This window comes from Algimonas ampicilliniresistens (assembly GCF_030159955.1).
In the GTDB taxonomy this organism is placed as follows: Bacteria; Pseudomonadota; Alphaproteobacteria; order Caulobacterales; family Maricaulaceae; genus Litorimonas; species Litorimonas ampicilliniresistens.
In genome coordinates, this window is record NZ_BSNK01000002.1 from 371,807 (window position 1) to 396,279 (window position 24,473).

The following is a 24,473-nucleotide window of genomic DNA, read 5'->3' on the forward strand; positions in this document are numbered from 1 at the left end:
AGATCATGAGCAGGTCGTCACCTATTCCGCGTCCAGCTTCGCCGCCGCTTCCTCTGTCATGTCGAAATTATGGAAGACGGATGACACATCATCGAGATCTTCGAGCGCATCGTTAATCCGCATCACTTGCGCGGCAAGATCCGGGTTATCAATGTCGTTCTGGGCTTTCCAGACGAGGTTGACCGATTTCGCTTCGCCAAATTTTGCTTCGAGGTTTGACGCCACTTCGCCCAGATCATCACGTTGGGTATAGATGGTGTGTACGGGCTCATATTCGTCCCATTGATCATCAGACGCTTCGTCATGTTCGACATCATCTGCGCCAACTTCGATAGCCACTTCCATCACCGTGTCTTCGTCCGCGATGTCGAGCGGATATTCAATTTTACCGATCTGATCGAACATGTAGGCGACAGAACCCGTCTCCCCCAGATTGCCGCCATTTTTGGAAAAGGCCGTGCGCACTTCCATCGCTGTACGGTTCGTATTGTCCGTGGAGGCTTCAATGATGAAGCCAATGCCGCCCGGGCCAAAGCCTTCATAGCGAAGCTCTTCATAATCCGCGCCTTCACCGCCTGCGCCTTTATCGACAGCGCGTTGGATATTGTCCTTGGGCATGGATTGGCCCTTGGCGTTATTGATCGCCAAACGCAGACGCGGATTCATGTCTGGGTCCGGACCGCCCATTTTAGCGGCCACAGCGATATCTTTGGCAAGTTTAGAAAACAGCTTGGAGCGCAACTTATCCTGGCGACCTTTGCGGTGCTGGATATTGGCCCATTTGGAATGGCCGGCCATGGGGAACCTCGTTCTTAATCAGTCTTGTTCGGAGTTGCGTCCCTCTAGCGGGATGACGACGCGGCGGCAAGACAAGCGAACCGCCCGATCTCGCCTCTCCCAATCTCGAGATTATCTCTCCTTACGCTCACACGCCTGTGATGCGCTGTGAAAAGACGTTACTGGAATGATCGGTCCATATCGTGTCTTAGGGCTTTGTCAGGCGACATCGCCCGGCGCCCAGACCGAACAAAAGTCGGCTGGGGTTCAATCGAAATGAAAAGAGAGCGCATCATGTCGGAGAGCCACACACTGTCTCATTTGATCACCTTTGCCCTGTTGGGCGGGATCACGATCACTCTCGCCTGCCTGCTGCTGCACTCCGGCGGCGGGCTCTACGCCTAGCCTAGACCTTTTCACTCATCCCCGTCACAAGGACCCAGACAATGACTCTTAAAGCCTCACCCCCCGCAAAAGCCCGCCTCGCCACTCTGGCGGCTATCGGCGTTATCTACCCTGTCGCCGCGCTTGGCGCAGCGCTCTGCGCCACGACCATGTTTTCTGGCTCGGCTTATGCCGCAGAAGCGCCAGCCGCCGTGGTTCAAATGGCTAAAGCCGACGCCCAACCCGTCAGCTTTCAAAAGAAAACTTACGCGCTGAAAGGCTCCGTCACTGTCGAGCAACGTGGCAACCGCACCGTGATTGTGTTCTCGGACGACTTCAAAACTAAAAAAGGTCCGGACCTGAAAGTCTTCCTATCGAAACATGACATCGCGAACGCCACGGGTGACAACGCCACTACGGACGCCGTCCGTTTGGGCGCGCTACAATCCAATAAGGGCGCTCAAGAGTATATCCTACCCGAAGGTGTGAACTTGACCGACTTCAACTCTGTCCTCGTCCATTGTGAGGCTTTCTCTAAACTTTGGGGCGGCGCAGACGTTTCATGAACTCAGTGACGACACCACAGGCATCCAGACTTAAAGGTCGCCCCGCCCTCTTCGACTCAGACCGAGTCGAAGAGCAGGTGGCCGACTTGTTCTGGGCGCGGGGCTATGACGGGGTATCAATCTCTGACATCACGTCGGCCACCGGCCTGTCGAAATCGTCGCTTTATAATAGTTTTGGCGGCAAGGATGACCTCTTCCGCAAGGCGCTCACCCGCTACCATAAGTCAACCGTGCAAGCGGGGGCCGACTGGCTCGCTGCAGACGATGAAGCCGATCCGATGGAAAAACTGGATCAGCTACTCCGTGGACCCGCCGACGATGTGCATGGCCGGGATGACACGCGCGGATGCTTTCTCTGCAATACATCCGCGGATGGGTTAGGCCGAGCCCCGGATATCGACACGCTGGTTGGTGACGGCTTTGCCAAACTCGAAGCCGGGATGACCGCTCTATTCCGACGTCATGCGCCCACCGCGCCGGACACAATCATTCGCGATGCCGCCCGGCTCTCGCTTACAACTTATGTTGGTCTGCGCATTCGCAGCCGCATGAAACCCACACGCGCCGAATTCGATTCCGTGCGCATCATGCTCGTCGACGCCGTTCGACGTTTGCTCGAAAGTGACTGACCCATGTCCCTCATCAAAAAATATCTGCCGATCGGGCTGACCCTGTTCTCCGCCGCGATCTTTCTCGACAGTCTGCGCTACAAGTTTACTGACCACCCCAACACGCAAGAAATCTTCGGGCGTCTCGATGGGTGGGCGACGGGGCTCGGCGCGGACGGCATTTTCGACAAGACCGGCATATTCTCGCAATATGTCATCGGCTCGGCAGAGCTGGTTGCCGCCGCCCTGCTCCTGATCGGCCTGTTCTCACGCTTCATCAAATTTGGCGTGCTGGGCAATTTAGTCGCGTTGGGCGTAATGACGGGGGCTGTCGGCTTCCATCTCTTCACGCCGCTCGGCATCGATCCCAATAATGATGGGGGCGGACTGTTTATGGCAGCGGTTGCTGTTTGGGCGTCTCAGATTATCATGCTGTGGCTACGCCGCGACACATTGATCGGTCTGATCCGTCGACCGTTTAGTCTGTTTAGCCCGGTGCAGGCTGACTGATCGGCTCTAACTCGCTCACCGTGATCGCCATATTATTAGTGATCTCTTTGCCCAGCGCCTTCACGTCGACATTCATTGAGAAGTTGGAAACATAGGGGTGCCCGTTCGGGGCGATCGTGCAGCCCTGTTCCAGTTTCATCTGCTTGATCTTTGCGATCAGCAGCACCGTCATAGGGCGGGTAATGTGAAAAGACGCTGACGCTATTTTCCCGGACGGCTTGTCATAAACCAGCTCACCCTCTAGCCGGTCGACGAGCTTCTTAGCCATGCTGCGTTCTTTGCTGTCCAGCTCCCTGTCTCCGGTCTGCATAAATAGCGACACCATCCGTTCAGGCGTTGGGCGCAAACGCGCGATCGTGTCCGTCTCTGCGACGACCGCAAAATCTTCGGGCGTCGGCAAGGCCCCGCCTGGGTTACACCAGAAGCTTTGCGCCTGCGCTGCTGGCGTGCGGTCCTCACCTTCAATCTCCTCGATCATTTCGCGCAGCGCTTTTTCCATCTCCCCGCGCGCATCTTCGGTCTGTTCTAGAATAACGACCCGTTCACCGGGGGGCTGTGAGGGATCGATGCGGAGCTTAGCTGCGAGCGGGGCATGTATTGTGTCGCCCTTGGATCCAGATACGATCACATCAACCGTGTGGCGATAGGGCACAAAGGCGGGGGGCTCGGCTTGGTCCATGGCCGCTTCGCGCGCCAGAATGTCGAAAATATCTTCGGCTTGAGCCGGGGCCGCGATCGCCGAACTGGCAACTAGAAGTGCCGCGCATGTCAGTTTGAAGCTCATGTCATGATCTTCGCCAACGCTGGCCAGATCTGCAAGTGAAGATACGGCCAGATGTGGTTCACTTGGCGCTCACCTTAGACGTCCGGCACCTGCTCGGCCAACTGTCCACCAACGCGGATCGGCTCGGCGCGGACGGCTAGACCCTTGGCATTGGTCTCGACGAAAATGCCGCACAAGGTCGCAGGACCGGTGGCGGGTTCGAACCGGGCAGAGCGCATCCGGGTGGTAAAGCGGCGCATGGGTTCATCCAATTCCATGCCGATGATGGAGTTATAATCGCCGCACATACCCGCATCGGTCTGATAGGCCGTGCCTTGCGGTAGAATGCGCGTGTCTGCTGTCGGGACATGTTGGTGCGTGCCGATCACCAGTGACGCGCGACCATCGCAGAAATAGCCCATCGCATTTTTCTCGCTCGTGGCTTCGGCGTGCATGTCAACAACGACAATATCCGCGACTTCACCCAGCGGGGCGGCGGCCAATTCGCGTTCCGCCGCTTGGAATGGATCATCCAGACTATCCATAAAGACCCGGCCATGCAGGCTGACGACCAGCATCTGATAGCCATTCACGTCATAGAGATTAGCGCCGCGTCCCGGCGTCCCGGCCGGATAGTTGGCAGGACGTAGAATGCGTCCATCGCGTTCAATGAGGCCCATTCCCTGCGGCTGATCGAAACTGTGATTGCCAAGCGTCAGGACGTCCGCCCCGGCCTCATATAATTGTTCTGCCGTTCCCGCCGTTATGCCAAAACCACCCGCTGCGTTCTCGGCGTTAATGATAACGGCGTCCAAGCTGAGTTGTTTGCGCAGGCGCGGCAGATGATCGGACACAACTTTGCGTCCCGCCCGTCCGACAACATCCCCAAAAAAAGCGAGCCGCATGACCCGGACTAACCGTCTGAGTTGGCGCTACGAGCCAGCGTCTTGTCCAGACCGTCAGTCGGGCGCGAAAACTCGGCCTCATAGGCGTCGACGATTTTCCCGACCAGCGGGTGACGAACCACATCCGCCGCCTTGAAATGGATTTGGCTGATACCTTTGATCCCGTCGAGAATATGCAGCGCGTGAGCCAAGCCGGACGGCTGTCCATTGGGCAAGTCGGTCTGCGTCGGATCGCCCGTGACGGCATATTTGGCGCGCTCGCCAAGGCGCGTCAGAACCATTTTCATCTGCGGCACCGTTGCATTCTGTGCTTCGTCAATCACAACAAATGCGTCCGATAAAGTCCGGCCACGCATGAAAGCCAGCGGCGCCACTTCGATATCGCCTGCAGCGCGACGACGATCGACCTCATCGCGGCCCAACACCATATGCAGCGCATCCCAGATCGGCTGCATATAGGGGTCAACCTTTTCGTTCAAATCGCCGGGCAGAAAGCCAAGTCGTTCCCCGGCTTCGACTGCGGGCCGGCAGGCGATGAATTTATTGACCTCACCGCGCGCCAGCAGAGAGGCACCGTAAGCCGTGGCCAGAAAAGTCTTGCCTGTGCCGGCGGGCCCCACGCCAAAGGTGATTGTGTCATCACGCATGGCATGGATGAATTTTTCCTGGCGCGGCGTTTTTGGCACGATAGGCGAGCGACGCGGAAACGGGATGATCGCTTCGGCGCTGGCCGCTTTGACCTTGCCTTGACCCATCGCGCGGATCAGCGCGCGAATATCGGACGGGCCGCACGGCCAGCCACGTTCCAGCCGCTGGTAGATTTCCTTGACCAGTTCACCGGCGCGCGCACGGCTCGGCGTGTCGCCATTAATATGGACCGCACTGCCCGGCGCTTCGATATAGACGTCAAAGGCGCTTTCAATCAGCGCCAAATTCGTATGGTTCGGCCCACATAGTTTGCGCACCAGCTCGGCATCGGAAAATTCGAGAATATCTGTCTGTTTGCTCACAGTTGAGCCTTAGTCACGACCGCCAGAAATTGCGAGGCCGTTGATCAGAAAGCGGTGAATCGATCTTTGCGGCCCGAGGCAGCAATAGATTATGTTACGGGATCGGCATGACGGAGGGGCACATGCGGCGAACACACTCACGATTGGGTTGCTGGCTTCAGCAACCCGTTCAAATATGTGCCGGGGCTGCATTCGGGCTCTGTCTGATCGGGTGCAGTCCCGTAGACGCGGCCCCCGGAAAGGACGACTTAATGCAGGCCCATGATAGGCAAACCCATGACAGCGCCGCAGTGAGCACAGACACCGACCGCGAACTTATCATTCTCGCCGCGCCGGGACCGGATGGATATTATGACGCCGTTCAGGAGGACATTGTCGCGTTCCATATTCGCTATGCCGAAGCGATCAGTGCGCATGACGATGTTATCGTTCTAAGCGGACCCAATCTTCATGCCCGTTATGTCGACGCCTTGGGGGACGACCGCGTGGCTCTTATTCCGATGGCTGACATTTGGATGCGGGACTTCACACCGCTCAACGCCGTAAACCCTGTAACCATGCGCTATTCCCCCGCCGGACAAGGTGGCGGGCGCACAGGTCGTCGGGAAGCCAAGTTTGTTCAGTCTGAACTTGAGGATATGTTGCAGGCGGCAAGCCTCAAGCTTCCCGAAAGCACGCTCATCAATGATGGCGGGAATTTCGTCGATGACTATGCGGGACGCGTCGTGCTGAGCCGCAAATTTCTGCGCGACAACCAACTGTCCGAGAATGAAGGCCGGGTCGCCGTTCGCGAGACGACAGGAGCCAACCATATCGCATTCATCGAAGCCGATGAGCAAGGCGGGTTGGAACATGCGGACGGGGTGGTCGCTTTTATCGGCCCGAACCAACTCGTCATTAATCGTTATCCTGAGGACGCGGCCTATGCGGACACGCTGAAGGCTGACTTACGGGCTGGCCTGCCCGGTGTAGCCATCCACGAAATCGTCACCCCCTATGATGGCAGCGACATCTATGACGTGCGGTTTGGGTCGGCCTGTGGCCTCTACACTAATATGCTGGTCACACCGCAGCGGATCTATTTTCCGCAATTCGGCATTGCTGAGGATCACGAGGCGCTGGAACAGTTGCGACGGTGGACCGACCGGGAAGTCATCCCGGTGCAGTCCTCCCAAGTTTGCCGCATGGGCGGCGGGGTCCGCTGTATGAGTTGGCAGCTTCGCGGCGAGCCCGCCGCGCGCTTAAAAACCTATCTCTCAGATCGCTGAGCGCGCATAGTTTAGTTCAGAGTCTAGCTCAGTTCTCAATGAAATCGACGATGGACGGGATTACAGTGTCCGCCAAAGGCAGGTCTGGATTGCCATAGGTCGCCAGGTTTCCGGCCCGATCTTCGGGCGAGGTTTTGAGCACGTGATTGACGCCGGGTAGCAGCGTCAGCGTCCCGCCTGCATCGGCCAGACGCTCCGCATCCGCGACAGACACCTGAATGTCATTCACACCTTGTACCACCAAGGTCGGCAGTCCCGCCTCGCGAACTAATTCCGCCGGATCAATAGCAAAGACGGAGATCAGAAAGCCCTGTACCGCCGGATTGAACAGGCCCTGCAAGCCTGGGTGAAACCCGCTCGGATCGACCGTTTCGCCGGCCTCAAGACTGGCTATTGCTGGCAAAGCTTGAGCCAAGATCGGTGCGTTGGCCGGATTGGCCTGCAACTGTTCCCTCAGCAGATCAGCATAGGGTCGTCCGGGCGCCGCGAGCAGGATCAAGCCGCAAATACCGTCTGAATATTGTGCCGCCGTGGCCGACACCATCGTGCCGCCCTCCGAATGGCCCAGTAGATAAACACAGTCGCGACCCGTCTCTTCTCGCAATAGTGCGACCCAATCCCGATAATCCTGCGCATATAGATCGACCGTCACGGCGTTCGGATCGCCCGCTTCAAAGCTGGCATACATGCCGCGCTTATCGACCCGCAGGGACGAAATACCCTCGGCATTCAGCCCCTCTGCCAACTGCCGATAGGCATTTGTGCGGATGCCTTGGGCGCTATTGCCGTCTCGGTCCGTTGGACCCGAGCCCGGGACAATCAGCACAACAGGCGCATTATCCCCCGCACCCAAGAAAGTCCCCGCCAAGCCGTTAACGAACAGGTCGCGTTCGGCCTTTGCTATTGGTGTCGCAGCCTCTGCCTGAACAGGATCCGCTGCATCCGTATCGTTGCTCGCAGAGACTGAAGTCTCCGCACTACAGGCCGCCAACATCGCCCCTATCAACAAGCCTGAAATAGACTTTACGGGTTTGTGACAGTGAAGGAATTTAGACATGGGGCGACTCCGGCTTCGGTAAGATCAGCGGGCAGTCATATCCGAGACGGGCTGACTATCCAATCTGTGAATTGTGATGAGCCGTGGCGACTTAGGCGACTTATTCAACCGTTACATCAAGTCGCATTTTCGGGTGGATGGCGCAACGCACTTGAAAACTACCTGCGGCGGTAAATTCGATGTCCCGCGTTTCACCTTCCTCCATAGAGCCGGAATCGAATGTCATCGTTTCCTCATCAATGAAGGCGTGATGCAGGAAGATGTCATCATTGACGATCCGCAGCTTATCGCCTGTCTTAATTGTGACGGCCCCCGGCGCATATTTCCGCTTTTTCTGAGAGATGGTGATGACGTCCTGAGACTGGGCCAAAACGCCCGCGGGAAAAGCGATCAGAGAAATCAGAAGCGCCTTGGCGCCGGTCGAGCCAAGTCCAAAATTACCAAGTCTGAAATGATGGGTCGGAAAACGGGTCATGCGGCATGGCTTTCAGTCTGGTGAGGAGTTTCAGTCATGGAACTGGATCGAGGGAAAATCACACTGAACACGCTACCCTTATCGAGCGCAGATTGGATTTTGAGCTCTGCGCCGTGACGTTTGGCGATACGGTCAACGATACTGAGGCCAAGACCGGTCCCATCCACAGCTCGACTATAACCTTCGTCGACCTGCTGGAACGGTTGCAGAATGTGATCAAAATTCTTCGGATCAATTCCAATGCCGGTATCAATGATGTCGAGCCGGATCTGGCCTGTCTGTGTTTCAGAGAGTTGAGCTTTCACCGCGCCGCCAGAGCGATTGAACTTCACCGCATTGTCAAGCAGCTTGGCGGCAAGCTGCTTCAAATCCAACGCGTCGCCTTGCACACACTGCACGCGGCTAGGTTTGGTCCAAATGAGACGAACCCCAGTTTGCGCCGCGAGGTCGCGAACGCCAGAGACAGCCTGATCGACAGCCTTGCCAAGGTCGACAGTCGACAAGGTCGCAGGGTCGATCACCTCTGTATCATCATTGGCGATCTCCAACACATCCCGTACAATTTGTGCAATATGGCTACCACTTTGTGAAATCAGTCCGGCCATATCAGCATGGCTCGGATCGCGGCCCGGCTTGCGATATTCCAGCTGCAACATATCAGACAGACCGACAATCGCATTGAGCGGTGTGTTAAGCTCATGGCTCATCGCCGCCATAAACATCGTTTTCGCGCGGCTGGCCGCTTCGGCAGCATCACGGGCTTGGCGTAAATGCTCGGTCCGTTGTTTGGACTCCGTAATATCGCTCCAGATAAATAATCGCCCACCTTCGCGTGTGGCGGACGCGTTGACGCGTAACCAGCGCCCATCATCCAGTTGGAACTCGCCGCTTTGTTGCGGTCCGTCTTGATTGAGGGCAACCGGGACGCCATCTGCGGCGAACAGCGTGCCGCACATTTGTCCGACTAAGGGCTGCTCAGACAGGTTTTGAAACAGCTGACCGACGCCGGGGTTGGCCACTATGATGCGGCCATCAATATCGGTCAAAAGCACGCCGTCTTTGGAGTTTTCTAGCGAGTCCGCCAAACGATGTTGCGCCAAAGTCCGCAAATCCTGTTCTTGCGCCATGCGGTCACGGATATTGGTCTGCATGGACCGCATCGATTTTAGCAGCTGCCCAGTTTCATCCTCACCCCCTTTGGGGATCATCACGTCCAATCGACCCGCGCTAATTTGGGCCGCCGCACCCGCCGCCGCCTTCAGCGGGCGAACAATGGTCATCGCGATCCAAGCCGTCAGGCCGAGGGTCAAGATGAGCGCCGTGGCGACGGCGATTAGGCTGAATCGCCGAACCCGCGCCATGGTGGAGATAGCCTGTTCGCGATTGCGAAAGCTCTGATTGGTTTGCAGCTCGATGACGATATCGAGATTTTCTTCGATATCGTTTGAAAGCGCGGCATTGAGCTGTGCCGTTCCTGTTTGACCGAGACGCGCGCGTTCGCTTATTTCCCAAGACGAGAAATCACTCACGATATCATCAAAAAAACTCTCGGCGCGCGGGGCTATGGACCGGGCGCGCGCAACCTCAAGGTCTTCACGAAACTGCGTGACAAGCCGATCAAATTCAGCTTGCGGATTATCCACATCTGAGGGTCGCAGAGTTTCAATTTCAAGCGCCGCGAAAGTCTGGCCCGCAGAGCGCGCAAAGTTGACGGCCATCAGGGGGCGGTCAAACGTATCCGTTACCACCTGACCGGCATTATCAATCGACAATAGCGCATAACCGCCGAGTCCGGCGATCAGCAGAGTCATCGCCAAAAACCCAGCGAAGAGCTTCGCCTTGACCGAAACCAGAAATTTGAACGGGCTCCGGATCACGGACTCGCTTCTGATGGGGTTTCAGGGTCTTGATCGGGGCCCATCCGGGTGATCGGAGCGACTGAATAACTGTCCGCTTTTGTCGTGCGCGGCGGAACAGGTGAGCGTTCAGTGACGTCATCATGCATTGGGGCGAGCCGTGCCAAAAAGCGGTTCTGAGTTCGAAACGGAATATCCTGATCATCCATCGCTTGCTGAAGGTTTTCCACCAGCGTGTTGAAATGGAGGGTGCGAATGCCGAGCCCATCATGGGCGCGGCGCATATCCTGCCCATCATAATCGCAGGGACCATCGGCAATATGGCAGGTATGGATGATGATCAGTTTTTCCAGCCGTTCCATATCCGAGTCCACAAAGATCGGAGCCATGCGCGGGTCGGCGAGCGCCAGATCGAGCATATCCGCAATGACCTTATCCATGACCGGCTTGCCGCCAAGATCATCATAGAGTGTGGACTTAGTCTTGTCCGACGCCTGCAGGGGTAGCGTTAGAGACAGAGTTAGGGACGCGCCTAGAAGCAAAGCCTGAATAGCGGGTTTCATCATATCAGAATCCTAGTTGGACGGAGCCGTAAAACCCCGTCTGTCGACCTTGAAGGGCGATCTCGCCCATATCGACGGCCGCCGCCGTTAAGGAGAGTGACTTGTTCGGAAACCAAGCCACAAAAGCGACCTTGGCATCACCCTCTGCTGCGAAGGCCAGATTGTCCGGTTTGGTTCGGTAATCTGCGCCGACGACCAGATCGCGCGACAGCATATAGGCGGCTGAGCCTTCGAACTGCGCCGAATAGCCATCCTGATTGGGACCGCCAAAACCGAGTAGGCCCAGTTGATTGGCTTTGGTCCCGCGCAGTGACGCACTGAGCAACAAGTTTTTATCGAGCATCAATTTGGTCGCGGTTGCGTAAAAATCGACGCCGGAATGACTGCTCGCGCCGAGCGCTTTGACCAGATCGCCATTGGCCGATTTCTTGAACTGCGCGCCGACCGCGATCTGTGGCATGAGGCTATCTTGATCAAAGACCAGATCGCCCGCGACGCGTACCTTGGCGCCGACAATGTCCTGATGAAATTTATACCCCTGACGCAGGCCGAGTTTTGGCCCCGTATCGCCCGTATCAAACGTCTGCCGCGCATAAGAAATCTCGACCCGATTGCCCGCCCCAATGGCCGCGCCAGTCACTTCAAGATCGAAATCGTTCAGTTTCGCGCGTGTGTGGAACGCCGTCGCGCCGTAACTATCGCTCGATCCGTAACCGGTAATCGTAGCCCAATTGGACAGCCCACTACCGCCCGCCCCTTCAACCTGACTAACCCCACCTGTGGCGAGCAAGCGACCCTTATCCGGACTTGGCAGAGAGCTGTTCGCGCAGGCAGACAGGCTTACACACGCCAGCAGGTTAATGGCGATGGCAATCGGTCGGACCACTCGATAGCGAGTCCGGTCCAATGAAATCGATCTGATGGTCACCCAGCTCTCCTCAATGACGAGGGCTGGAATAAATAGCTGACCTTAAGAATGTCTTGTCTCTGGCGGATCGACGCGATTAAGAGCGCGGTGAACTCCGATAACTATTCCGAGCGATCCATGACTGACACAACCGCTGACACATCCGACGCTAAAGGGTTTCTCGCCTGGGTCGAACGGTCCGGCAATAAGCTGCCTGATCCCGTTTTTATCTTCTTCTATTTGATCTTAGTGTTGGTCGCGATTTCAGTCGTGGTTGCCCTATTGGGCCTGACCGCGGATCATCCGACGCAAGTCACAGCGGATGGATCGCCCGTTATTATCAAATCGGCTTCGCTGCTTTCGGCTGAGAACATTCAACGTCTCTGGGTCGAGATGCCCAAGACCTTCACCCACTTCCATCCGCTCGGCTATGTGTTGGTCGTGATGTTGGGTGCGGGCGTGGCGGAACGATCCGGACTATTTGCCGCAGGTATTCGCCAAGCCGTACGCGGCGCGCCGCTGTTCCTGCTCACCCCGGTCGTGGCGCTGGTCGCCATGTTGTCCAACCATGCGGCGGATGCGGGTTATGTGGTGATGATCCCACTGGCCGCCATTTTGTTTGCGTCGGCCGGACGTCATCCGTTGGCTGGGATTGCCGCCGCCTTTGCCGGTGTGTCGGGCGGGTTCTCCGCCAATATCTCACCGGGACAACTCGATGCGTTGCTGTTTGGCATTACCGAAGCCGCGGTTGACGGGTCGGGCCTTGATCCCAACTGGACCATGAACATTGCGGGCAATTGGTGGTTCATCGCCGCACTGATGGTGATCTATCTCCCTGTCATCTGGTTTGTGACCGACAAAATTATTGAGCCCCGTCTTGGTAAATGGGTGCCGGATGAGCGCCAAGCCGCCGAATATGGCGAAGAAGACAAGCCGCTTACAGACGCACAACGCAAAGGCTTGCGCCGCGCGGGTCTTGCCATCTTGGCCGTCTGTGCGCTCTGGGCTGTTATGACCTTCGCACCGGGCACGCCGCTCCTAGCGGATGAAACGGCGACACCGGGTCAAGCGTGGTATGTCACCGCGACCCCGTTTTTCCGCTCCCTCGTCGCCGGGTTCATGATCCTCTTCCTCGCCGCAGGTTGGGCTTATGGTAGCGCTGCCGGGTCGATCAAAAATCACCGCGATCTGGTCGATATGATGGCCGAAGCGATGAAGGATATGGGCTATTATCTGGTGCTGGCTTTCGCCGCCGCCCATTTCGTCGCCATGTTTAACTGGTCCAATCTGGGGCTGATTACCGCCGTACACGGCGCGAACGGCATCAAAGCTAGCGGCCTGCCGCTGCCACTGGCGCTTGGCCTGATCGTGATCTTTGCTGGCTTCCTCAACCTGTTTGTCGGCTCAGCCAGCGCCAAATGGGCGCTGCTTGCCCCCGTTTTGGTGCCAATGTTGATGCTGCTGGGGATTTCGCCCGAAGGCGCAACCGCCGCTTACCGCGTTGGCGACGGCGCGACCAATATCATCACGCCGCTGATGGTCTATTTCCCGCTCATCCTGATCTTCGCCCAGCGTTGGCAGAAGGGTTTCGGCATTGGCAGCCTGACCGCGATGATGATCCCCTATTCGATCTGGCTGATGGTCACGGGCGTTATCTTGATGATGCTCTGGATATTCCTTGGCATCGATTTGGGACCGGGCGCGCCGATTGGTTATACGCTGCCAGGTTAAATGGTTTTCGATCTTCCCACCCTACCCGCGAAGATCTCAACCGGACAGCGCGGAGAGGCTCGCCTCTTCGCTGAGATCACGGCCAAAGCTTTTGCCAAAGACCCTTTCAACCTATGGGTCTTTGGCAAGCCGAACGCGATGCGACCGACTTTTCATGTTGAGGCGGCTCACACCTACCTACCGCATGGTCTTTGTCACCGGATTGGAGAGCAGGCAGCTGCCATGTGGATGCTACCCAAAACACTGGGCGGTCGCTCAACCGATATTCCGATGCGCGCAATGCCAGGCCTGATCATGATCTTATTGCGTTATGGGGGCATTGGAGCTGTGCGCCGGGCTGCGGCTGCTGACAGGGCTATGAAAGCCAATAAACCGACTGAACCGCACCTCTACCTCTTCACCATTGGCGTGACCCCAGATGCACAAGGCCAAGGATTTGGCCATCAACTTTTGTCGCCGCTGCTACGCGCCGCCGATCGAGCGGGACTGCCAATCTATTTGGAAAGCTCCAATCCGGCTAATCATGACTTCTATGCCGGGCATGGCTTCGAAACTCACAAGATCGTCTACGCTCGACCAGACGCGCCACCCCTAGAAACTATGTGGCGGTATCCCCAATGATAGCGGAGTCGCAGAACGATTTCACTTGAGCAAACAGACAATTGTCGTAATATAATAGCACCGTTTGAATACATTTCTTCTGAGGCTCCCATGACCCGTCTGCTCACCGCGTTGCTTCTATCCTCCGCCCTTGCCGCCTGCTCTCCGTCAGAGCCGGAGGCCCAAGCCCCGACACCGGACGCGCAAACCACCTCCGTTGAGACGGCCCCAGCCCCACAGAGCGTTATCCTGCAGCCGCTTTGGCAGCTAGACGGGTTCGAGGCGCCGGAAAGCGTGATTGAAGCGGACGACGGCACCACGCTCTATGTCTCCAATGTTGGCGGCGACGGCTCGGCGCAGGATAATAATGGCGTGATCTCGAAAATCGGGATGGACGGCGCGATGATCAATCGCAACTGGGTCGCCGGGACGGAGGCTTTGCCGCTGCACGGACCCAAAGGTATGGCGCTGGTCAATGGTACGCTCGTCGTGACGGACATTGACCATGTTGTTCTGATCGACACCGAAGCAAGCAACATCATCAAACGCATTCCAGCGGAAGGTGCGGGCTTTCTCAATGATGCCGTCGCGGGGCCTGACGGCACAGCGCTCATCTCCGACTCCGCCAATGCCCGTATCTATAGCGTCCAGGATGACGTTGCGACGATCTGGCTCGAAGATGAACGCCTCGGCGGCGTCAACGGACTGCACAATGATGGCGACCGCCTGCTCGTCACCACGATGGATGGCGGCGAATTACTGAGCGTCGATTGGGACACGAAAGCGATTACGGGACTGGCGAGCGGCATGGAGAATGCGGACGGCATCGGCCTGCGATCAGACGGCAGCTATATCATCAGCTCTTGGCCCGGCCAGCTTTGGCACGTGCAAGACGGCGAAGCGCCAACCTTGCTTCAGGACACAAGCGGCGACACACCGATCCTGATGAATGATATTCTACTCAGCGGCGACACGCTGGTCACGCCGAACTGGATGCCGGGGACGGTGCGCGGATATGGGGTAGAGTGAACGCGCCAGCGATAAAACAGGCGCGCCCAGTCGTGTCAGGGCCGTGTTACGGCGATCAGGCCTTTTTGATCAGGCTCTTTTATTCAGTCGCGGAAGAAAGCTCCTGATCCTTACGAAGATCCCCATCTAAAAAACGATAGTGGTACTGCAATTGAGGGCAGTGGTCTAAACTTGGTGTGTGCTTAATGTTGGTTTTCTGACTTCAATATGTCGAGCAGCGACGCGACTTTCAGCCCATCGCGCAAATGCAGCTGACGCCCGCATCGCGGACGCCAATTCGGTTTAGGATTTTTTAATAGCCCGGACGAGCCAGATCAGGATCATCGCGCCGATGAAGGCTGTGACGAATGAGCCGATCAGGCCGCTCGCGCTCAGGCCAAGCAGACCAAACAGCCAACCGCCCGCAATCGCACCGAGAATACCCAAAATAACGTCGCCGATCAGGCCATAGGGGCGCGCGGCCTTCATCACACTTCCGGCCGCCCAGCCAGCAAGGCCGCCAATGATAAGCCAAATAATCAAAGCCATAATACTCTCCTTTAGATCCTGTGTGTTTCTAGCGGAGTCGCTGAACACACTTTGGATGAGAGCCTCAAGTATAGAAGATGAATGCCAGATGAACAAATTGCGGTTGAGAACGGGGCAGAAACCCCGCCACCTTACGTTTTCGCGATGGACCCCACCAAACTATTCACCCCCGCACTCGTAATCGTCACCGGAACAATCTGCCCGATCAGCTCTTCTGGCCCATCGAAATGCGTGCCCGTTAAATAGGGGCTGCGACCGAATAATTGGCCGTCGCCGCGGGCGGTGCCTTCGACGAGCACGTCGAGGGTTTTGCCAATCAGGCTTTCATTCCATTCGCGCTGTTGCATGTAGAGCAGCTCTTGCAGCCGTTTGAGGCGCTCTGATTTGACGTCTTCCGGCACTTGGCGCGGCAAGCTTGCGCCCGGTGTACCGGGGCGGACGGAATATTTGAAACTGAATGAGCTGGCATAGCCGATTTCGCGCACGCAATTCATCGTGTCTTCGAAATCCTGATCCGTCTCGCCGGGGAAGCCGACGATAAAATCCCCTGACAAAGCGATGTCAGGCCGGGCCGCGCGGATGCGCGCGATCAGGTCGCGGTAATGGGCGTAAGTGTGACCCCGGTTCATCGCGTCGAGCACCCGGTCACTGCCCGCCTGAACGGGCAGGTGCAGATAGGGCATGAGCTTGGGTTCCGTCGCGAGCGTCTCGATCAGATCCGCATCCATGTCGCGCGGGTGCGAGGTAGTGAAGCGCATCCGGTCAATGCCGCCAATTTTCGCCAGATGGCGGATCAGATTGCCAAGACCCCATTGTGACCCGTCCGGGCCGTCCGCGTGGTAAGCGTCTACATTCTGCCCTATCAGCGTGATTTCGCGCACACCTTGCGAGGCCAGTGAGCGCGCTTCCGCCACGATCTGATCAACCGGACGGCTGACTTCTGCGCCACGCGTGTAAGGCACGACACAGAAGGTGCAGAATTTGTCACAGCCTTCTTGGACCGTCAGAAACGCCGAATAGCCTTTGGCATTGCGGCCTGCGGGCAAGGCATCGAATTTTTCGACCGTATCAAAATCGGTTTCCAGCACGTCGCCCGTTTCGCGGGTGACCTTAGCGATCATTTCCGGCAGGCGGTGATAGGTTTGCGGGCCGAGCACCATGTCCACGACGGGGGCGCGGCGTTTAATTTCCGCCCCTTCGGCCTGCGCGACACAGCCCGCGACGGCGACTTTCATATCGGGATTATTTGATTTCTGATGTTTGCGAATGCGGCCGAGCTCGGAATAGACTTTCTCCGCCGCCTTCTCGCGAATGTGGCACGTGTTCAGGATCACCAGATCGGCATGGTCCGGCGTGTCCACGGCGGCATATCCAATCGGCGCCAGCACATCGGCCATACGCTCACTGTCATAGACATTCATCTGACAGCCATAGGTCTTGATGAAGACCGACTTGGTGTTTTTGCCATTAGGAACAGGGCGCGGAGCCATCACGGTCGGCGTGTCTATATCGCGCGGTTTTGGAACGTTAGTGGAAGAAGTCGGCGTAACGGGACGTCCAATATCCAAGACGGTGCTGTTGCGACCGCTGGCAGACTGACCGTCACGGGACGCGGTTTTATCGCGCGGTGACATGGGCATAGGCTCCGATTGAGTTGTGGTGCGCGCTTTAGGCGGCAAGGCGCAGCCGTGCAAGCCGCGCGCACTGTCCGCCTAAAACGGATTAAGCGTATAGCCCGCCTGTTGCAGTTGCGCGTGGGCGGTCATAGCGGAGAGGGCCATCTCAACGCCGGGCAGGAGGTCATCGGCCCTAATGTCACGATAGGCGGCGGTCTGTCCGCAGAGGATAATCCGGACCCCGTGATCGGTGAGGGCATTGATCAGAGCGGCATTAGGATTGGCGGCTCCGTCGCGACGCGCCGCAAACGGCTCCGCCGTCAACAAATCAAACGCCGCACCGCCATGCACCACGACGGCTACGTCGATATTGTCCGGGTCCACGCCTGCAGCGGCATGCATGTTGATGAAACGGGCGGCGCTTTTCAGGGTACGGTTGAGGGCCTCACTCTCAGACGCTTTGGCCGCATCGAAACTGATTTTGAATTCGCTTGAGGCGGACAAGGGCTGCGCGCCCGCTACGGTGGCGACGGGACCAAAAGCTTCAAACACAGGGCCGGTCTTGAAATTATCCGGGCCCGCGAAAGCGACACTGGGCAGGAGGCAGATGGCAAGGAAAGCGAGAGGTTGACGCATGAGTTGATCCTTCGGAGCAATATTATGGCGGCAGTCTTTAATTAAGGCGGCGCAGTCTTGGGCTTATATCGGCACAAATCCGCAATCCTGCAATCATAGCATTTCGGCGTTCGCGCCACGCAGGTGTAGCGGCCATGCAGCAAGATCCAGTGATGTGCGCCCATCATATATTGGTCTGGCGTCACCCGCAGAAGGTTGAGCTCCACCTCAACCGGGTCTTTGCCGGGGGCCATGCCGGTACGGTTGGAGACGCGGAAAATATGCGTATCCACCGCCATGGTTGGCTGACCAAACGCTTCGTTCATCACGACATTGGCGGTCTTTCGCCCGACGCCGGGCAGTTTGATCAGGTCTTCGCGACTCGTGGGAACGTCGCCACCAAAATCATCCAAGATCATGCGGGATAGTTTGATGACGTTGCTGGCTTTGTTGCGATAGAGTCCGATCGTTTTGATGTGATCACGGACTATGTCCTCACCCAAATCGACCATCGCCTGCGGCGTGTCGGCTTTTTCAAACAGCGCGCGCGTCGCCCGGTTCACGCCGACATCGGTCGCTTGCGCGGACAGCGCCACGGCGACGACCAGCGTGTAGGGATTAGAATAGTTGAGTTCCGTACGCGGGTTAGGGTTTTCCCGGCACAGCCGTTCATAAATCTCGGCAATCTCGGCCCGCGTCAGCTTGGGCCGCGGCAAGTTTTTATAAAGGCGCTCTTTAGCCACGTTGCCCGTTAGCCGCGTTTTTGGCGAACACGGTCGATGATCTGTCCCAGCATCTTATCGGCGAGGCCGTTACTCGGTTCAGCAATCAAGCGACCCTCCCCGTCAAAGGCAGCTTGCGCTTTGCCGCAGCCCACTTGCGTTGGCACAACTTCGGCGCCTACCCGCGTCAGGATGTAATGTAGCTGGCGCAGGCACATGATGCCGCTCATCGGACCGGGTGTGCAGGACGCGATGCCGTAGACCGGTCCGGTAAAATGGCCCGTCTCAACCGTTGACGTCCAATCGATGACATTTTTCAGCAGCGGCGGTAGCGAGCCATTATATTCCGGCGTGACGATAATCACTGCGTCAAACGTCTTTAACCGCTCAATCAGATCGTGGGCGGCCTCGGGCGTTTTCAGATCACCGTGATAAAGCGGCATCTCATAATCGTTCAGATCGAGCTTTAGCGCCTCGACCTCCAAACTGGCAGCTTTGATCATGAGCGCTGTTTCCAACTGCTGGTTGATCGAGCCGTGACGGAGGGAGGCACAGATGAAGGCAATTTTCGGAGTCTTTGACATGACGCGGCCCTAAGCGAGCCATCGCTTGGCTGCAAGTCGCTTGCAGTGAGGCAAAATCGCGCCATATCGGGAGGCATGGTATATGGCGATATTGTTCTCTGGGCCGTGTTCGGTCCTGTGGCCCTCGTGGCGATCGGTTTCACGATCCGCGCCCTGATCGGTTGGACCGGTCTGCGGCGCGACGCAGAAGAGGATTTCGACTATCGCAGCCAACACAGCATGATCCCGGCGGGGGTCGAGAAGGCTGAGTTCGTCGCCACCTATCGCCGGGTGAATGGCCCGCGGACTTCGACCTATGCCGCCGCCGCATTGTGGGGCGCACTCTTGGCAACGCCGCTGATCGCGAAAATCATGGAAGTGTTGTTGGAGCTCTTATGGCAGCTGTCGGGGCGCTCACGCGTGTTCGAGCCTGGTTATCTGGTCTGGGCGTTTTTCATCTTTTTCGGCTTAATGGGGTCGTGGGCGCTAATCGGCTTTCTTGTCGCGCGGCGCTATCACGCCCGCACGCCCGCTAGATTTGAAGACGAACTCAAATCTCTATCAAATCCCTCATAGAATAGAGGCCGGGCGTCTTCCCGCCCAACCAATCCGCCGCCGCTAGGGCCCCATCAGCAAAGACATCCCGGTTGAGCGCCTGATGGCCGAGTGTGATCATCTCTGATTCGCTGACGATCCGCACCTCATGCATCCCGTAAACTCCGCCGCCGCGCAGCACGGCATAGCCGATTTCGCCCTCTTCACGCTGACCGCCGCGCTCATGGACCGCTTTGTCCGACAGTGACACGGCTCGACCTTTGGCCACGGCCTCACCCAGCATCAGCGCGGTGCCCGACGGCGCATCAACTTTGTGACGGTGGTGCATCTCTAGAATTTCGACATCCCAGCCCGCACCCAATATGCGGGCCGTCTGCTGGGCTAGCTGGCTTAGCACCGCAATGCCGAGCGAGAAATTACCGGACTTTAGGATCGGCACGTGCTGAGATGCGACCGTAATCGCCGCCTCTTCTGCATCGCTCAACCCTGTTGTTCCTGACACGAGCGGCACACCACCACGAAGATGGGGCAGAGATTGGATCAAGGCAGGCCCCGCGGAGAAGTCGATAACCGCGTCACAATCAGCGAGTGTTTCATAGTCGGGATTCGCGAGCGTAATCCGAGCCGCCACGGCATATCGACCCTCTGCGAGCGCCTCAACGGCGCGACCCATACGCCCATCAGCGCCAATAATGCCCAACCTTTTCATAATTCCGCGCTTACAGCCTTGCGGAAGTTTAAGGAAGATGATGCATCCGTTCAGTCGCCGTTTATTCGTTGGTCGCTATAGGGACCCCATGACTAGGATTACCAAAGCCCTTGCCGCCCTCTTATTGGTCAGCACAGCCCCCTTCGCCGTATCGGCCCAAATCGGCGTAGCGCCCAATCCAGTGCTGCAGCCTGCTGCGGCCTTACCGGCCTTCACCCATCGACAGACTGTGCCGCAGGATCTTAACCAGATTAACGCCTCACTGAACAATACGGGCAGTTTTCAGGGACGCTTTACCCAATATGGCGCGGATGGATCGGTTGCGTCGGGCCGCGTGACCATTCAACGACCGGGCCGGGTTCGGTTCGAATATGATGCGCCTAATCCGCTACTTATCGTCTCTGACGGCGTTACGCTGGTGCAACAGGACCGCGCCCTCGAAACATTTGACCGCGTGCCGCTCGCTGCGACGCCCCTCAATTATTTCCTGAAAGAAAATGTCCGACTACAGGATGATACGGAAGTGATCAGCCTGCAAAAACTGCCTGACCAGTGGCGCGTGACATCGCGCGATGGGTCCGGCGAAATGGCCGGGGAAATCACTTTAGTGTTCGATCCTGGTACTCTCGCCTTACGCCAGTGGGTCATTACGGACGAATTTGGCGGTCAGACGACCGTACAACTCTCTGACCTGCAATATAATCAGCGCGTCGATCCGCGTCTGTTCATCTTGCGCGATGAGCGGGAAGATCGCCGCGACCGCCGCCGTCGCTAGGTCTGCTCACCTCGGACTGTCTCCGAAGGCAGCCTTATAGAATTGACGACAGGTTTTAACTGACGCCGCTGCGCGGCTGCGCTAACGCGGTTCTATGAAAATCTCCATCGCCACTTGGAACATCAATTCGGTCCGCCTGCGGGAACCGACCGTATTGCGGTTTTTAGAAGAACGACAGCCTGACATTCTCTGCCTGCAGGAAATCAAATGTCAGAATGACCAATTCCCGATGAAGAACTTCAAAGCGCTCGGCTATGAGCATATCGAAGTGGCCGGGATGAAGGCCTATCACGGCGCCGCAACCATTTCGAAATTGCCGCTGGAACGCCTTCCCACCTCTTTCTGCCCGCTCGATCACGCGCGGCATGTCAGCACGCGTGTCGTGGCGGATGCTTCGCGCGGCGATGCGGGTGATTTCGAGCTACATAATTTCTACATTCCGGCGGGCGGTGATGTGGCAGACCGGGAGGTCAACGATAAGTTCGGCCATAAGCTCGATTTTATTGAGACCATGCGCGCCTATTTCGCGGAACGCTTTGCGCTCGGCGATCAACATCAGGTGTTGGTCGGAGACTTCAACATCGCCCCGCACGAACATGATGTGTGGAGCCATAAACAGTTGCTCAAAGTCGTCAGCCATACGCCGCTCGAGGTCGGCATTCTTGAAGATCTGCGTCAGAGCCACGACTTCACCGACACGGCCCGCTTATTTCGGGACGATGATGAAAAGCTCTATAGCTGGTGGAGCTACCGCGCGAAGGACGTCATGGCGTCCAATCGTGGTCGCCGCCTTGACCATATCTGGGTCAGCCCAGCCCTGCGTCCCGCGGCCGAAGCCACAGGCCGCGATGGCTTTACCATCCACACCGATATGCGCGTGTGGGAAAAGCCATCAGACCATGTCCCGGTCGTTCAAGTGCTGGATTTAGGGGCACTTTAGACCTTACTCGGCGATTTCATTGTCACCTAGGACACGCGGCTTGCGGTAGTAGAGCTTCAGGCCGTTGACCGTGCTCATCGAGTCCGACTGTGTATTCATCACGGTGCGGAGGCGATCAAGGATCAGCGTATCGATAGTGATAATTAGCCCGGTGACATAGGTCGCATATTCGGCGGACACGCCTTGGCTGACCAGAATGTCCTGCAACAGTACGACGGAGGCTGAGGGTGTCCCGGCGGCGGCAGTCGCAAAGACGAGTGATTGGAAACCCACAACGAGCGCATCGCCCATCGTTGGAGCCAGCCCGAAGGCTTTCATCGCGTAGAGGCTCATCAAGAGTAGGCCGATCACGGTGCCGACCATGTTGATGGTCGCGCCGATGTTAAAGAAGGGCGTGCTTTCATCACCGCTCGCACCCATATCGTCACAGGCGCGTTTGGTTGCGGTCAGCGTCGCCATGGAAGACGATGTCGAAAAGGCGACCAGCGCCTGCGGCAATACGGCACGCAGGATGAAACCAACCCCATGACCTTGGATTTTGGCCGTCACGGCGATCATGATCACCCAGACCAATAGCATCGCCATCAGATATGGCGCGAGCAGTGGGACAAGGTTCGTCAATGTGTCGACCCCACCCGGACGGTTCAGCGCCAGCGTAATCGACCCGAACACGGCGAGTGGGATCGTATATTGCAGAAACTTCCGGAAACCCCGGATGAACAAGTCGGAAATCGCATCCGCTTCACGGCCCAGGCCTAAAACCGTCAAAGCGCGTCCGAAGATCAAGCCCGTATAGATACAGATCATTAGCGGGCTGGTGAGAACGCCGTAAATCTTCTGCGCGAAGGGGGACTGCGACAAATCACCGGACCCCGCACCGATCGTCTCTGGGTCAGGCAGAATATCTAGGCCCGAAAATAGGAAATAGGCGGCAATACCGAGCGCCATACCGATCAGCGAGAAAGCGACAAAAAAACTTAGCACGCGCACGAATTTCGCACCGAGACCGCCAGTAGAGATCGCGATGGAGCTGCCAATCGACAGGATGATCAGCGCATACATGAGCGGCTTGAGCGGAACGAACAAAGCGTCCTTGGCCAGACCTGCGACCGATTTCAGAACAAAGACATCGCCGAGCATAATCGGAGCCGCTAATTCTGACGCTCCCATGGACCAAAAGCCGAAGGCGGCGAGCGCCGCGACAACGACCAGCAGAAGCAGCGGAATTTCGTGAATAGAACGCATGAGTGACAAATCCCCTTATTATGAGGGATAGCCTTAGCGCCTATCGGGACTTGAGCAAGCAGCGATCCTGTCACGACCCGCGCACAAAGAGGTTAAGCCCGGTTGATCAGGATGATTGATCAGGCCCGATTGATCGGACCGAAGGCTTATTTCAGCCCGAGCGCCATCTCGTGAACTGGCATTTCCGGTCTCGCCCCATAATGGCCAATGACCTCAGCCGCCGCAACGGAGCCGAAATAACCCGCATCGGCCCAATCCAGACCCAGCGCACGGCCTGCGAGCACGCCCGCCGCATATTGATCGCCCGCGCCTGTCGTATCGACCAGCGTGTCCGCCCAGACGGCAGGAACATGATAGCGGCGCGACCCGTCACTAATGACAGAGCCCTTGGAGCCGCGCGTCACGCACAGCACCAAATCTTCACGTTCGATCTCATCCATCGCCGCGTCGAGACTATCTGATTGCATCAGGGTCAACAGCTCATCCTGATTGGCGAAAACAATGTCGCATTGATGGTCGACCAAATGGCGGAAGCTGGCGCGGTGACGCTCTACGCAGAACGGATCCGACAAGGTCACGGCCACTTTTCCGCCCGCTGCATGCGCCACTTCTGCGGCATGGACAAAGGCGGCCTTGGCCGGTTCGGCATCAAACAGATAGCCTTCGAGATAAAGCACGTCGGCGGCGCGGATCATCGTGTCCCGCACATCGGCTTTTTCAAATTCAACAGACGCGCCAAGGAAGGTGTTCATTGTCCGCTCCCCATCTGGCGTGACGAGGATCATACTGCGAGCCGAAGCCGATCCGCTGTCCGACGGTCGCGTCGCGAAATCTAGGCCAGCCGCCTCAAACCCATCGGCCAGAGCCTGACCCGTATCGTCGCGCCCTGTCTTACCAATATAGGCGGCATGAAATCCCATCGCCGCAAGACCGACCATGGTGTTAGCGGCGGATCCGCCTGCAATCGTTTGCGCCTTGCCCGTTGCGCGCAAGGCGCCGTCGAGCACCAAGGCCCGATCCTGATCGATCAGGGCCATTGTGCCCTTGCTCATATCGTAGTCAGACAGGAAGCTGTCCTCGACCGGTGCGATAACGTCCATGATAGCGTTGCCGAGGCCGACGACGTGGTAACGGGATGACATGATCTGTCCTGAGAAGAATGGTGGGGTGGTTGCCCTGACGAACTTTCATTGCGC

The 24,473-nt window shown here is 57.4% G+C and carries 27 protein-coding genes; 10 read left to right on the plus strand and 17 right to left on the minus strand.

Annotated elements, in window-relative coordinates; all coding sequences use genetic code 11:
• Positions 1 to 21: 21 nt before the first annotated feature.
• Positions 22 to 798 carry a YebC/PmpR family DNA-binding transcriptional regulator gene (locus QQL54_RS09735; RefSeq protein ID WP_284390107.1) on the minus strand — a complete coding sequence of 259 codons (777 nt, stop codon included), beginning with the start codon at positions 796 to 798 and terminating at the stop codon, positions 22 to 24.
• 425 nt (positions 799 to 1,223) lie between these two features.
• On the opposite strand from QQL54_RS09735, the gene QQL54_RS09740 reads away from it, so the two are divergent.
• From QQL54_RS09740 to QQL54_RS09750, 3 genes are read left to right on the plus strand one after another with little or no spacing between them, the layout of a single operon-like run.
• Positions 1,224 to 1,727 (plus strand): DM13 domain-containing protein, encoded by a 504-nt coding sequence (locus QQL54_RS09740; protein WP_284390109.1) that lies wholly within the window; start codon positions 1,224 to 1,226, stop codon positions 1,725 to 1,727.
• A complete protein-coding gene (locus tag QQL54_RS09745) occupies positions 1,724 to 2,356 on the plus strand; it encodes a TetR/AcrR family transcriptional regulator (RefSeq protein WP_284390111.1) in 633 nt (210 codons plus the stop codon). Before QQL54_RS09740 ends, QQL54_RS09745 begins: the two co-directional genes overlap by 4 nt.
• 3 nt (positions 2,357 to 2,359) lie before the next feature.
• Positions 2,360 to 2,845 (plus strand): hypothetical protein, encoded by a 486-nt coding sequence (locus QQL54_RS09750; RefSeq protein WP_284390113.1) that lies wholly within the window; start codon positions 2,360 to 2,362, stop codon positions 2,843 to 2,845.
• On the opposite strand, the gene QQL54_RS09755 is transcribed toward QQL54_RS09750, so the two are convergent.
• The 3 genes from QQL54_RS09755 to QQL54_RS09765 form a co-directional block, all read right to left on the minus strand.
• A complete protein-coding gene (locus QQL54_RS09755) occupies positions 2,823 to 3,629 on the minus strand; it encodes a hypothetical protein (protein WP_284390115.1) in 807 nt (268 codons plus the stop codon). The genes QQL54_RS09750 and QQL54_RS09755 overlap by 23 nt on opposite strands.
• 74 nt (positions 3,630 to 3,703) lie before the next feature.
• Complete coding sequence (locus tag QQL54_RS09760; RefSeq protein ID WP_284390117.1) at positions 3,704 to 4,513, minus strand: TIGR00282 family metallophosphoesterase; 810 nt, start codon at positions 4,511 to 4,513, stop codon at positions 3,704 to 3,706.
• Positions 4,514 to 4,521: 8 nt separating this feature from the next.
• Entirely contained in the window at positions 4,522 to 5,523 is a 1,002-nt protein-coding gene (locus tag QQL54_RS09765; protein WP_284390120.1) for a PhoH family protein, read from the minus strand.
• Positions 5,524 to 5,813: 290 nt separating this feature from the next.
• On the opposite strand from QQL54_RS09765, the gene QQL54_RS09770 reads away from it, so the two are divergent.
• Positions 5,814 to 6,791, plus strand: a complete 978-nt coding sequence (locus QQL54_RS09770) for an agmatine deiminase family protein (RefSeq protein ID WP_284390122.1) — start codon at positions 5,814 to 5,816, stop codon at positions 6,789 to 6,791.
• A 28-nt stretch (positions 6,792 to 6,819) separates the two neighbouring features.
• On the opposite strand, the gene QQL54_RS09775 is transcribed toward QQL54_RS09770, so the two are convergent.
• The 5 genes from QQL54_RS09775 to QQL54_RS09795 form a co-directional block, all read right to left on the minus strand.
• Entirely contained in the window at positions 6,820 to 7,848 is a 1,029-nt protein-coding gene (locus QQL54_RS09775; RefSeq protein WP_284390125.1) for an alpha/beta hydrolase, read from the minus strand.
• Positions 7,849 to 7,948: 100 nt separating this feature from the next.
• Positions 7,949 to 8,323: a cupredoxin domain-containing protein gene (locus tag QQL54_RS09780; protein WP_284390127.1), complete on the minus strand. Its 375-nt coding sequence runs from the start codon at positions 8,321 to 8,323 to the stop codon at positions 7,949 to 7,951.
• Entirely contained in the window at positions 8,320 to 10,200 is a 1,881-nt protein-coding gene (locus tag QQL54_RS09785; RefSeq protein ID WP_284390130.1) for an ATP-binding protein, read from the minus strand. Before QQL54_RS09785 ends, QQL54_RS09780 begins: the two co-directional genes overlap by 4 nt.
• Positions 10,197 to 10,745, minus strand: coding sequence for a group I truncated hemoglobin (locus tag QQL54_RS09790; protein ID WP_284390132.1), 549 nt, complete (start codon positions 10,743 to 10,745; stop codon positions 10,197 to 10,199). Before QQL54_RS09790 ends, QQL54_RS09785 begins: the two co-directional genes overlap by 4 nt.
• Before the next feature lies 1 nt (position 10,746).
• Entirely contained in the window at positions 10,747 to 11,670 is a 924-nt protein-coding gene (locus QQL54_RS09795; protein WP_284390136.1) for a DUF3034 family protein, read from the minus strand.
• Between the two features lie 117 nt (positions 11,671 to 11,787).
• Here QQL54_RS09795 and QQL54_RS09800 point away from each other — a divergent pair, with 117 nt between their 5' ends.
• The 3 genes from QQL54_RS09800 to QQL54_RS09810 all read left to right on the plus strand — a co-directional run bounded on the left by QQL54_RS09800 (position 11,788) and on the right by QQL54_RS09810 (position 15,009).
• Positions 11,788 to 13,380 carry an AbgT family transporter gene (locus QQL54_RS09800; protein WP_284390138.1) on the plus strand — a complete coding sequence of 531 codons (1,593 nt, stop codon included), beginning with the start codon at positions 11,788 to 11,790 and terminating at the stop codon, positions 13,378 to 13,380.
• Positions 13,381 to 14,001, plus strand: coding sequence for a GNAT family N-acetyltransferase (locus QQL54_RS09805; RefSeq protein ID WP_284390140.1), 621 nt, complete (start codon positions 13,381 to 13,383; stop codon positions 13,999 to 14,001). It begins immediately after the preceding gene.
• 90 nt (positions 14,002 to 14,091) lie between these two features.
• On the plus strand, positions 14,092 to 15,009 hold the full coding sequence (locus tag QQL54_RS09810) for an SMP-30/gluconolactonase/LRE family protein (RefSeq protein WP_284390142.1): 918 nt from the start codon (positions 14,092 to 14,094) through the stop codon (positions 15,007 to 15,009).
• Between the two features lie 282 nt (positions 15,010 to 15,291).
• On the opposite strand, the gene QQL54_RS09815 is transcribed toward QQL54_RS09810, so the two are convergent.
• The 5 genes from QQL54_RS09815 to QQL54_RS09835 all read right to left on the minus strand — a co-directional run bounded on the left by QQL54_RS09815 (position 15,292) and on the right by QQL54_RS09835 (position 19,074).
• Positions 15,292 to 15,537, minus strand: coding sequence for a GlsB/YeaQ/YmgE family stress response membrane protein (locus tag QQL54_RS09815; protein WP_284390144.1), 246 nt, complete (start codon positions 15,535 to 15,537; stop codon positions 15,292 to 15,294).
• Between the two features lie 131 nt (positions 15,538 to 15,668).
• Positions 15,669 to 17,027, minus strand: coding sequence for a tRNA (N6-isopentenyl adenosine(37)-C2)-methylthiotransferase MiaB (miaB, locus tag QQL54_RS09820; RefSeq protein WP_348520748.1), 1,359 nt, complete (start codon positions 17,025 to 17,027; stop codon positions 15,669 to 15,671).
• 222 nt (positions 17,028 to 17,249) lie between these two features.
• Entirely contained in the window at positions 17,250 to 17,789 is a 540-nt protein-coding gene (locus QQL54_RS09825) for a DsrE family protein (protein WP_284390148.1), read from the minus strand.
• A 41-nt stretch (positions 17,790 to 17,830) separates the two neighbouring features.
• Entirely contained in the window at positions 17,831 to 18,511 is a 681-nt protein-coding gene (gene nth, locus QQL54_RS09830; protein ID WP_284390150.1) for an endonuclease III, read from the minus strand.
• Positions 18,512 to 18,519: 8 nt separating this feature from the next.
• A complete protein-coding gene (locus tag QQL54_RS09835) occupies positions 18,520 to 19,074 on the minus strand; it encodes an NADPH-dependent FMN reductase (RefSeq protein ID WP_284390152.1) in 555 nt (184 codons plus the stop codon).
• 75 nt (positions 19,075 to 19,149) lie between these two features.
• Between QQL54_RS09835 and QQL54_RS09840 the strand changes: the two genes are divergently transcribed.
• Positions 19,150 to 19,629, plus strand: coding sequence for a hypothetical protein (locus QQL54_RS09840; protein ID WP_284390154.1), 480 nt, complete (start codon positions 19,150 to 19,152; stop codon positions 19,627 to 19,629).
• Here the strand turns inward: QQL54_RS09840 and dapB are convergent.
• Positions 19,604 to 20,317: a 4-hydroxy-tetrahydrodipicolinate reductase gene (gene dapB / locus QQL54_RS09845; protein ID WP_284390157.1), complete on the minus strand. Its 714-nt coding sequence runs from the start codon at positions 20,315 to 20,317 to the stop codon at positions 19,604 to 19,606. The two genes, QQL54_RS09840 and dapB, sit on opposite strands and share 26 nt — an antisense overlap.
• Positions 20,318 to 20,405: 88 nt before the next feature.
• On the opposite strand from dapB, the gene QQL54_RS09850 reads away from it, so the two are divergent.
• Positions 20,406 to 21,092 carry a LolA family protein gene (locus QQL54_RS09850; RefSeq protein WP_284390159.1) on the plus strand — a complete coding sequence of 229 codons (687 nt, stop codon included), beginning with the start codon at positions 20,406 to 20,408 and terminating at the stop codon, positions 21,090 to 21,092.
• Between the two features lie 94 nt (positions 21,093 to 21,186).
• Complete coding sequence (locus QQL54_RS09855) at positions 21,187 to 22,032, plus strand: exodeoxyribonuclease III (protein WP_284390161.1); 846 nt, start codon at positions 21,187 to 21,189, stop codon at positions 22,030 to 22,032.
• A 3-nt stretch (positions 22,033 to 22,035) separates the two neighbouring features.
• Here QQL54_RS09855 and QQL54_RS09860 read toward each other — a convergent pair whose 3' ends face one another.
• Together QQL54_RS09860 and QQL54_RS09865 are read right to left on the minus strand one after the other, a co-directional pair.
• Entirely contained in the window at positions 22,036 to 23,277 is a 1,242-nt protein-coding gene (locus QQL54_RS09860) for a dicarboxylate/amino acid:cation symporter (RefSeq protein ID WP_284390163.1), read from the minus strand.
• A 146-nt stretch (positions 23,278 to 23,423) separates the two neighbouring features.
• Entirely contained in the window at positions 23,424 to 24,419 is a 996-nt protein-coding gene (locus tag QQL54_RS09865; protein WP_284390165.1) for an adenosine kinase, read from the minus strand.
• Positions 24,420 to 24,473 lie beyond the last annotated feature (54 nt).

Excerpts from the sequence above, each read along its gene's own strand:
- QQL54_RS09840 (WP_284390154.1), top strand. The coding sequence starts at position 19,150 with ATGGTATATGGCGATATTGTTCTCTGGGCCGTGTTCGGTCCTGTGGCC.
- QQL54_RS09750 (WP_284390113.1), top strand. The coding sequence starts at position 2,360 with ATGTCCCTCATCAAAAAATATCTGCCGATCGGGCTGACCCTGTTCTCC.
- dapB (WP_284390157.1), bottom strand. The coding sequence starts at position 20,317 with ATGAAAAGGTTGGGCATTATTGGCGCTGATGGGCGTATGGGTCGCGCC.
- QQL54_RS09815 (WP_284390144.1), bottom strand. The coding sequence starts at position 15,537 with ATGGCTTTGATTATTTGGCTTATCATTGGCGGCCTTGCTGGCTGGGCG.
- QQL54_RS09810 (WP_284390142.1), top strand. The coding sequence starts at position 14,092 with ATGACCCGTCTGCTCACCGCGTTGCTTCTATCCTCCGCCCTTGCCGCC.
- QQL54_RS09860 (WP_284390163.1), bottom strand. The coding sequence starts at position 23,277 with ATGCGTTCTATTCACGAAATTCCGCTGCTTCTGCTGGTCGTTGTCGCG.
- QQL54_RS09850 (WP_284390159.1), top strand. The coding sequence starts at position 20,406 with ATGACTAGGATTACCAAAGCCCTTGCCGCCCTCTTATTGGTCAGCACA.
- QQL54_RS09755 (WP_284390115.1), bottom strand. The coding sequence starts at position 3,629 with ATGAGCTTCAAACTGACATGCGCGGCACTTCTAGTTGCCAGTTCGGCG.
- QQL54_RS09800 (WP_284390138.1), top strand. The coding sequence starts at position 11,788 with ATGACTGACACAACCGCTGACACATCCGACGCTAAAGGGTTTCTCGCC.
- QQL54_RS09790 (WP_284390132.1), bottom strand. The coding sequence starts at position 10,745 with ATGATGAAACCCGCTATTCAGGCTTTGCTTCTAGGCGCGTCCCTAACT.
- QQL54_RS09760 (WP_284390117.1), bottom strand. The coding sequence starts at position 4,513 with ATGCGGCTCGCTTTTTTTGGGGATGTTGTCGGACGGGCGGGACGCAAA.
- QQL54_RS09805 (WP_284390140.1), top strand. The coding sequence starts at position 13,381 with ATGGTTTTCGATCTTCCCACCCTACCCGCGAAGATCTCAACCGGACAG.
- QQL54_RS09745 (WP_284390111.1), top strand. The coding sequence starts at position 1,724 with ATGAACTCAGTGACGACACCACAGGCATCCAGACTTAAAGGTCGCCCC.
- QQL54_RS09780 (WP_284390127.1), bottom strand. The coding sequence starts at position 8,323 with ATGACCCGTTTTCCGACCCATCATTTCAGACTTGGTAATTTTGGACTT.
- QQL54_RS09835 (WP_284390152.1), bottom strand. The coding sequence starts at position 19,074 with ATGTCAAAGACTCCGAAAATTGCCTTCATCTGTGCCTCCCTCCGTCAC.
- QQL54_RS09855 (WP_284390161.1), top strand. The coding sequence starts at position 21,187 with ATGAAAATCTCCATCGCCACTTGGAACATCAATTCGGTCCGCCTGCGG.
- QQL54_RS09865 (WP_284390165.1), bottom strand. The coding sequence starts at position 24,419 with ATGTCATCCCGTTACCACGTCGTCGGCCTCGGCAACGCTATCATGGAC.
- QQL54_RS09775 (WP_284390125.1), bottom strand. The coding sequence starts at position 7,848 with ATGTCTAAATTCCTTCACTGTCACAAACCCGTAAAGTCTATTTCAGGC.
- QQL54_RS09740 (WP_284390109.1), top strand. The coding sequence starts at position 1,224 with ATGACTCTTAAAGCCTCACCCCCCGCAAAAGCCCGCCTCGCCACTCTG.
- QQL54_RS09825 (WP_284390148.1), bottom strand. The coding sequence starts at position 17,789 with ATGCGTCAACCTCTCGCTTTCCTTGCCATCTGCCTCCTGCCCAGTGTC.
- QQL54_RS09735 (WP_284390107.1), bottom strand. The coding sequence starts at position 798 with ATGGCCGGCCATTCCAAATGGGCCAATATCCAGCACCGCAAAGGTCGC.
- miaB (WP_348520748.1), bottom strand. The coding sequence starts at position 17,027 with ATGGCTCCGCGCCCTGTTCCTAATGGCAAAAACACCAAGTCGGTCTTC.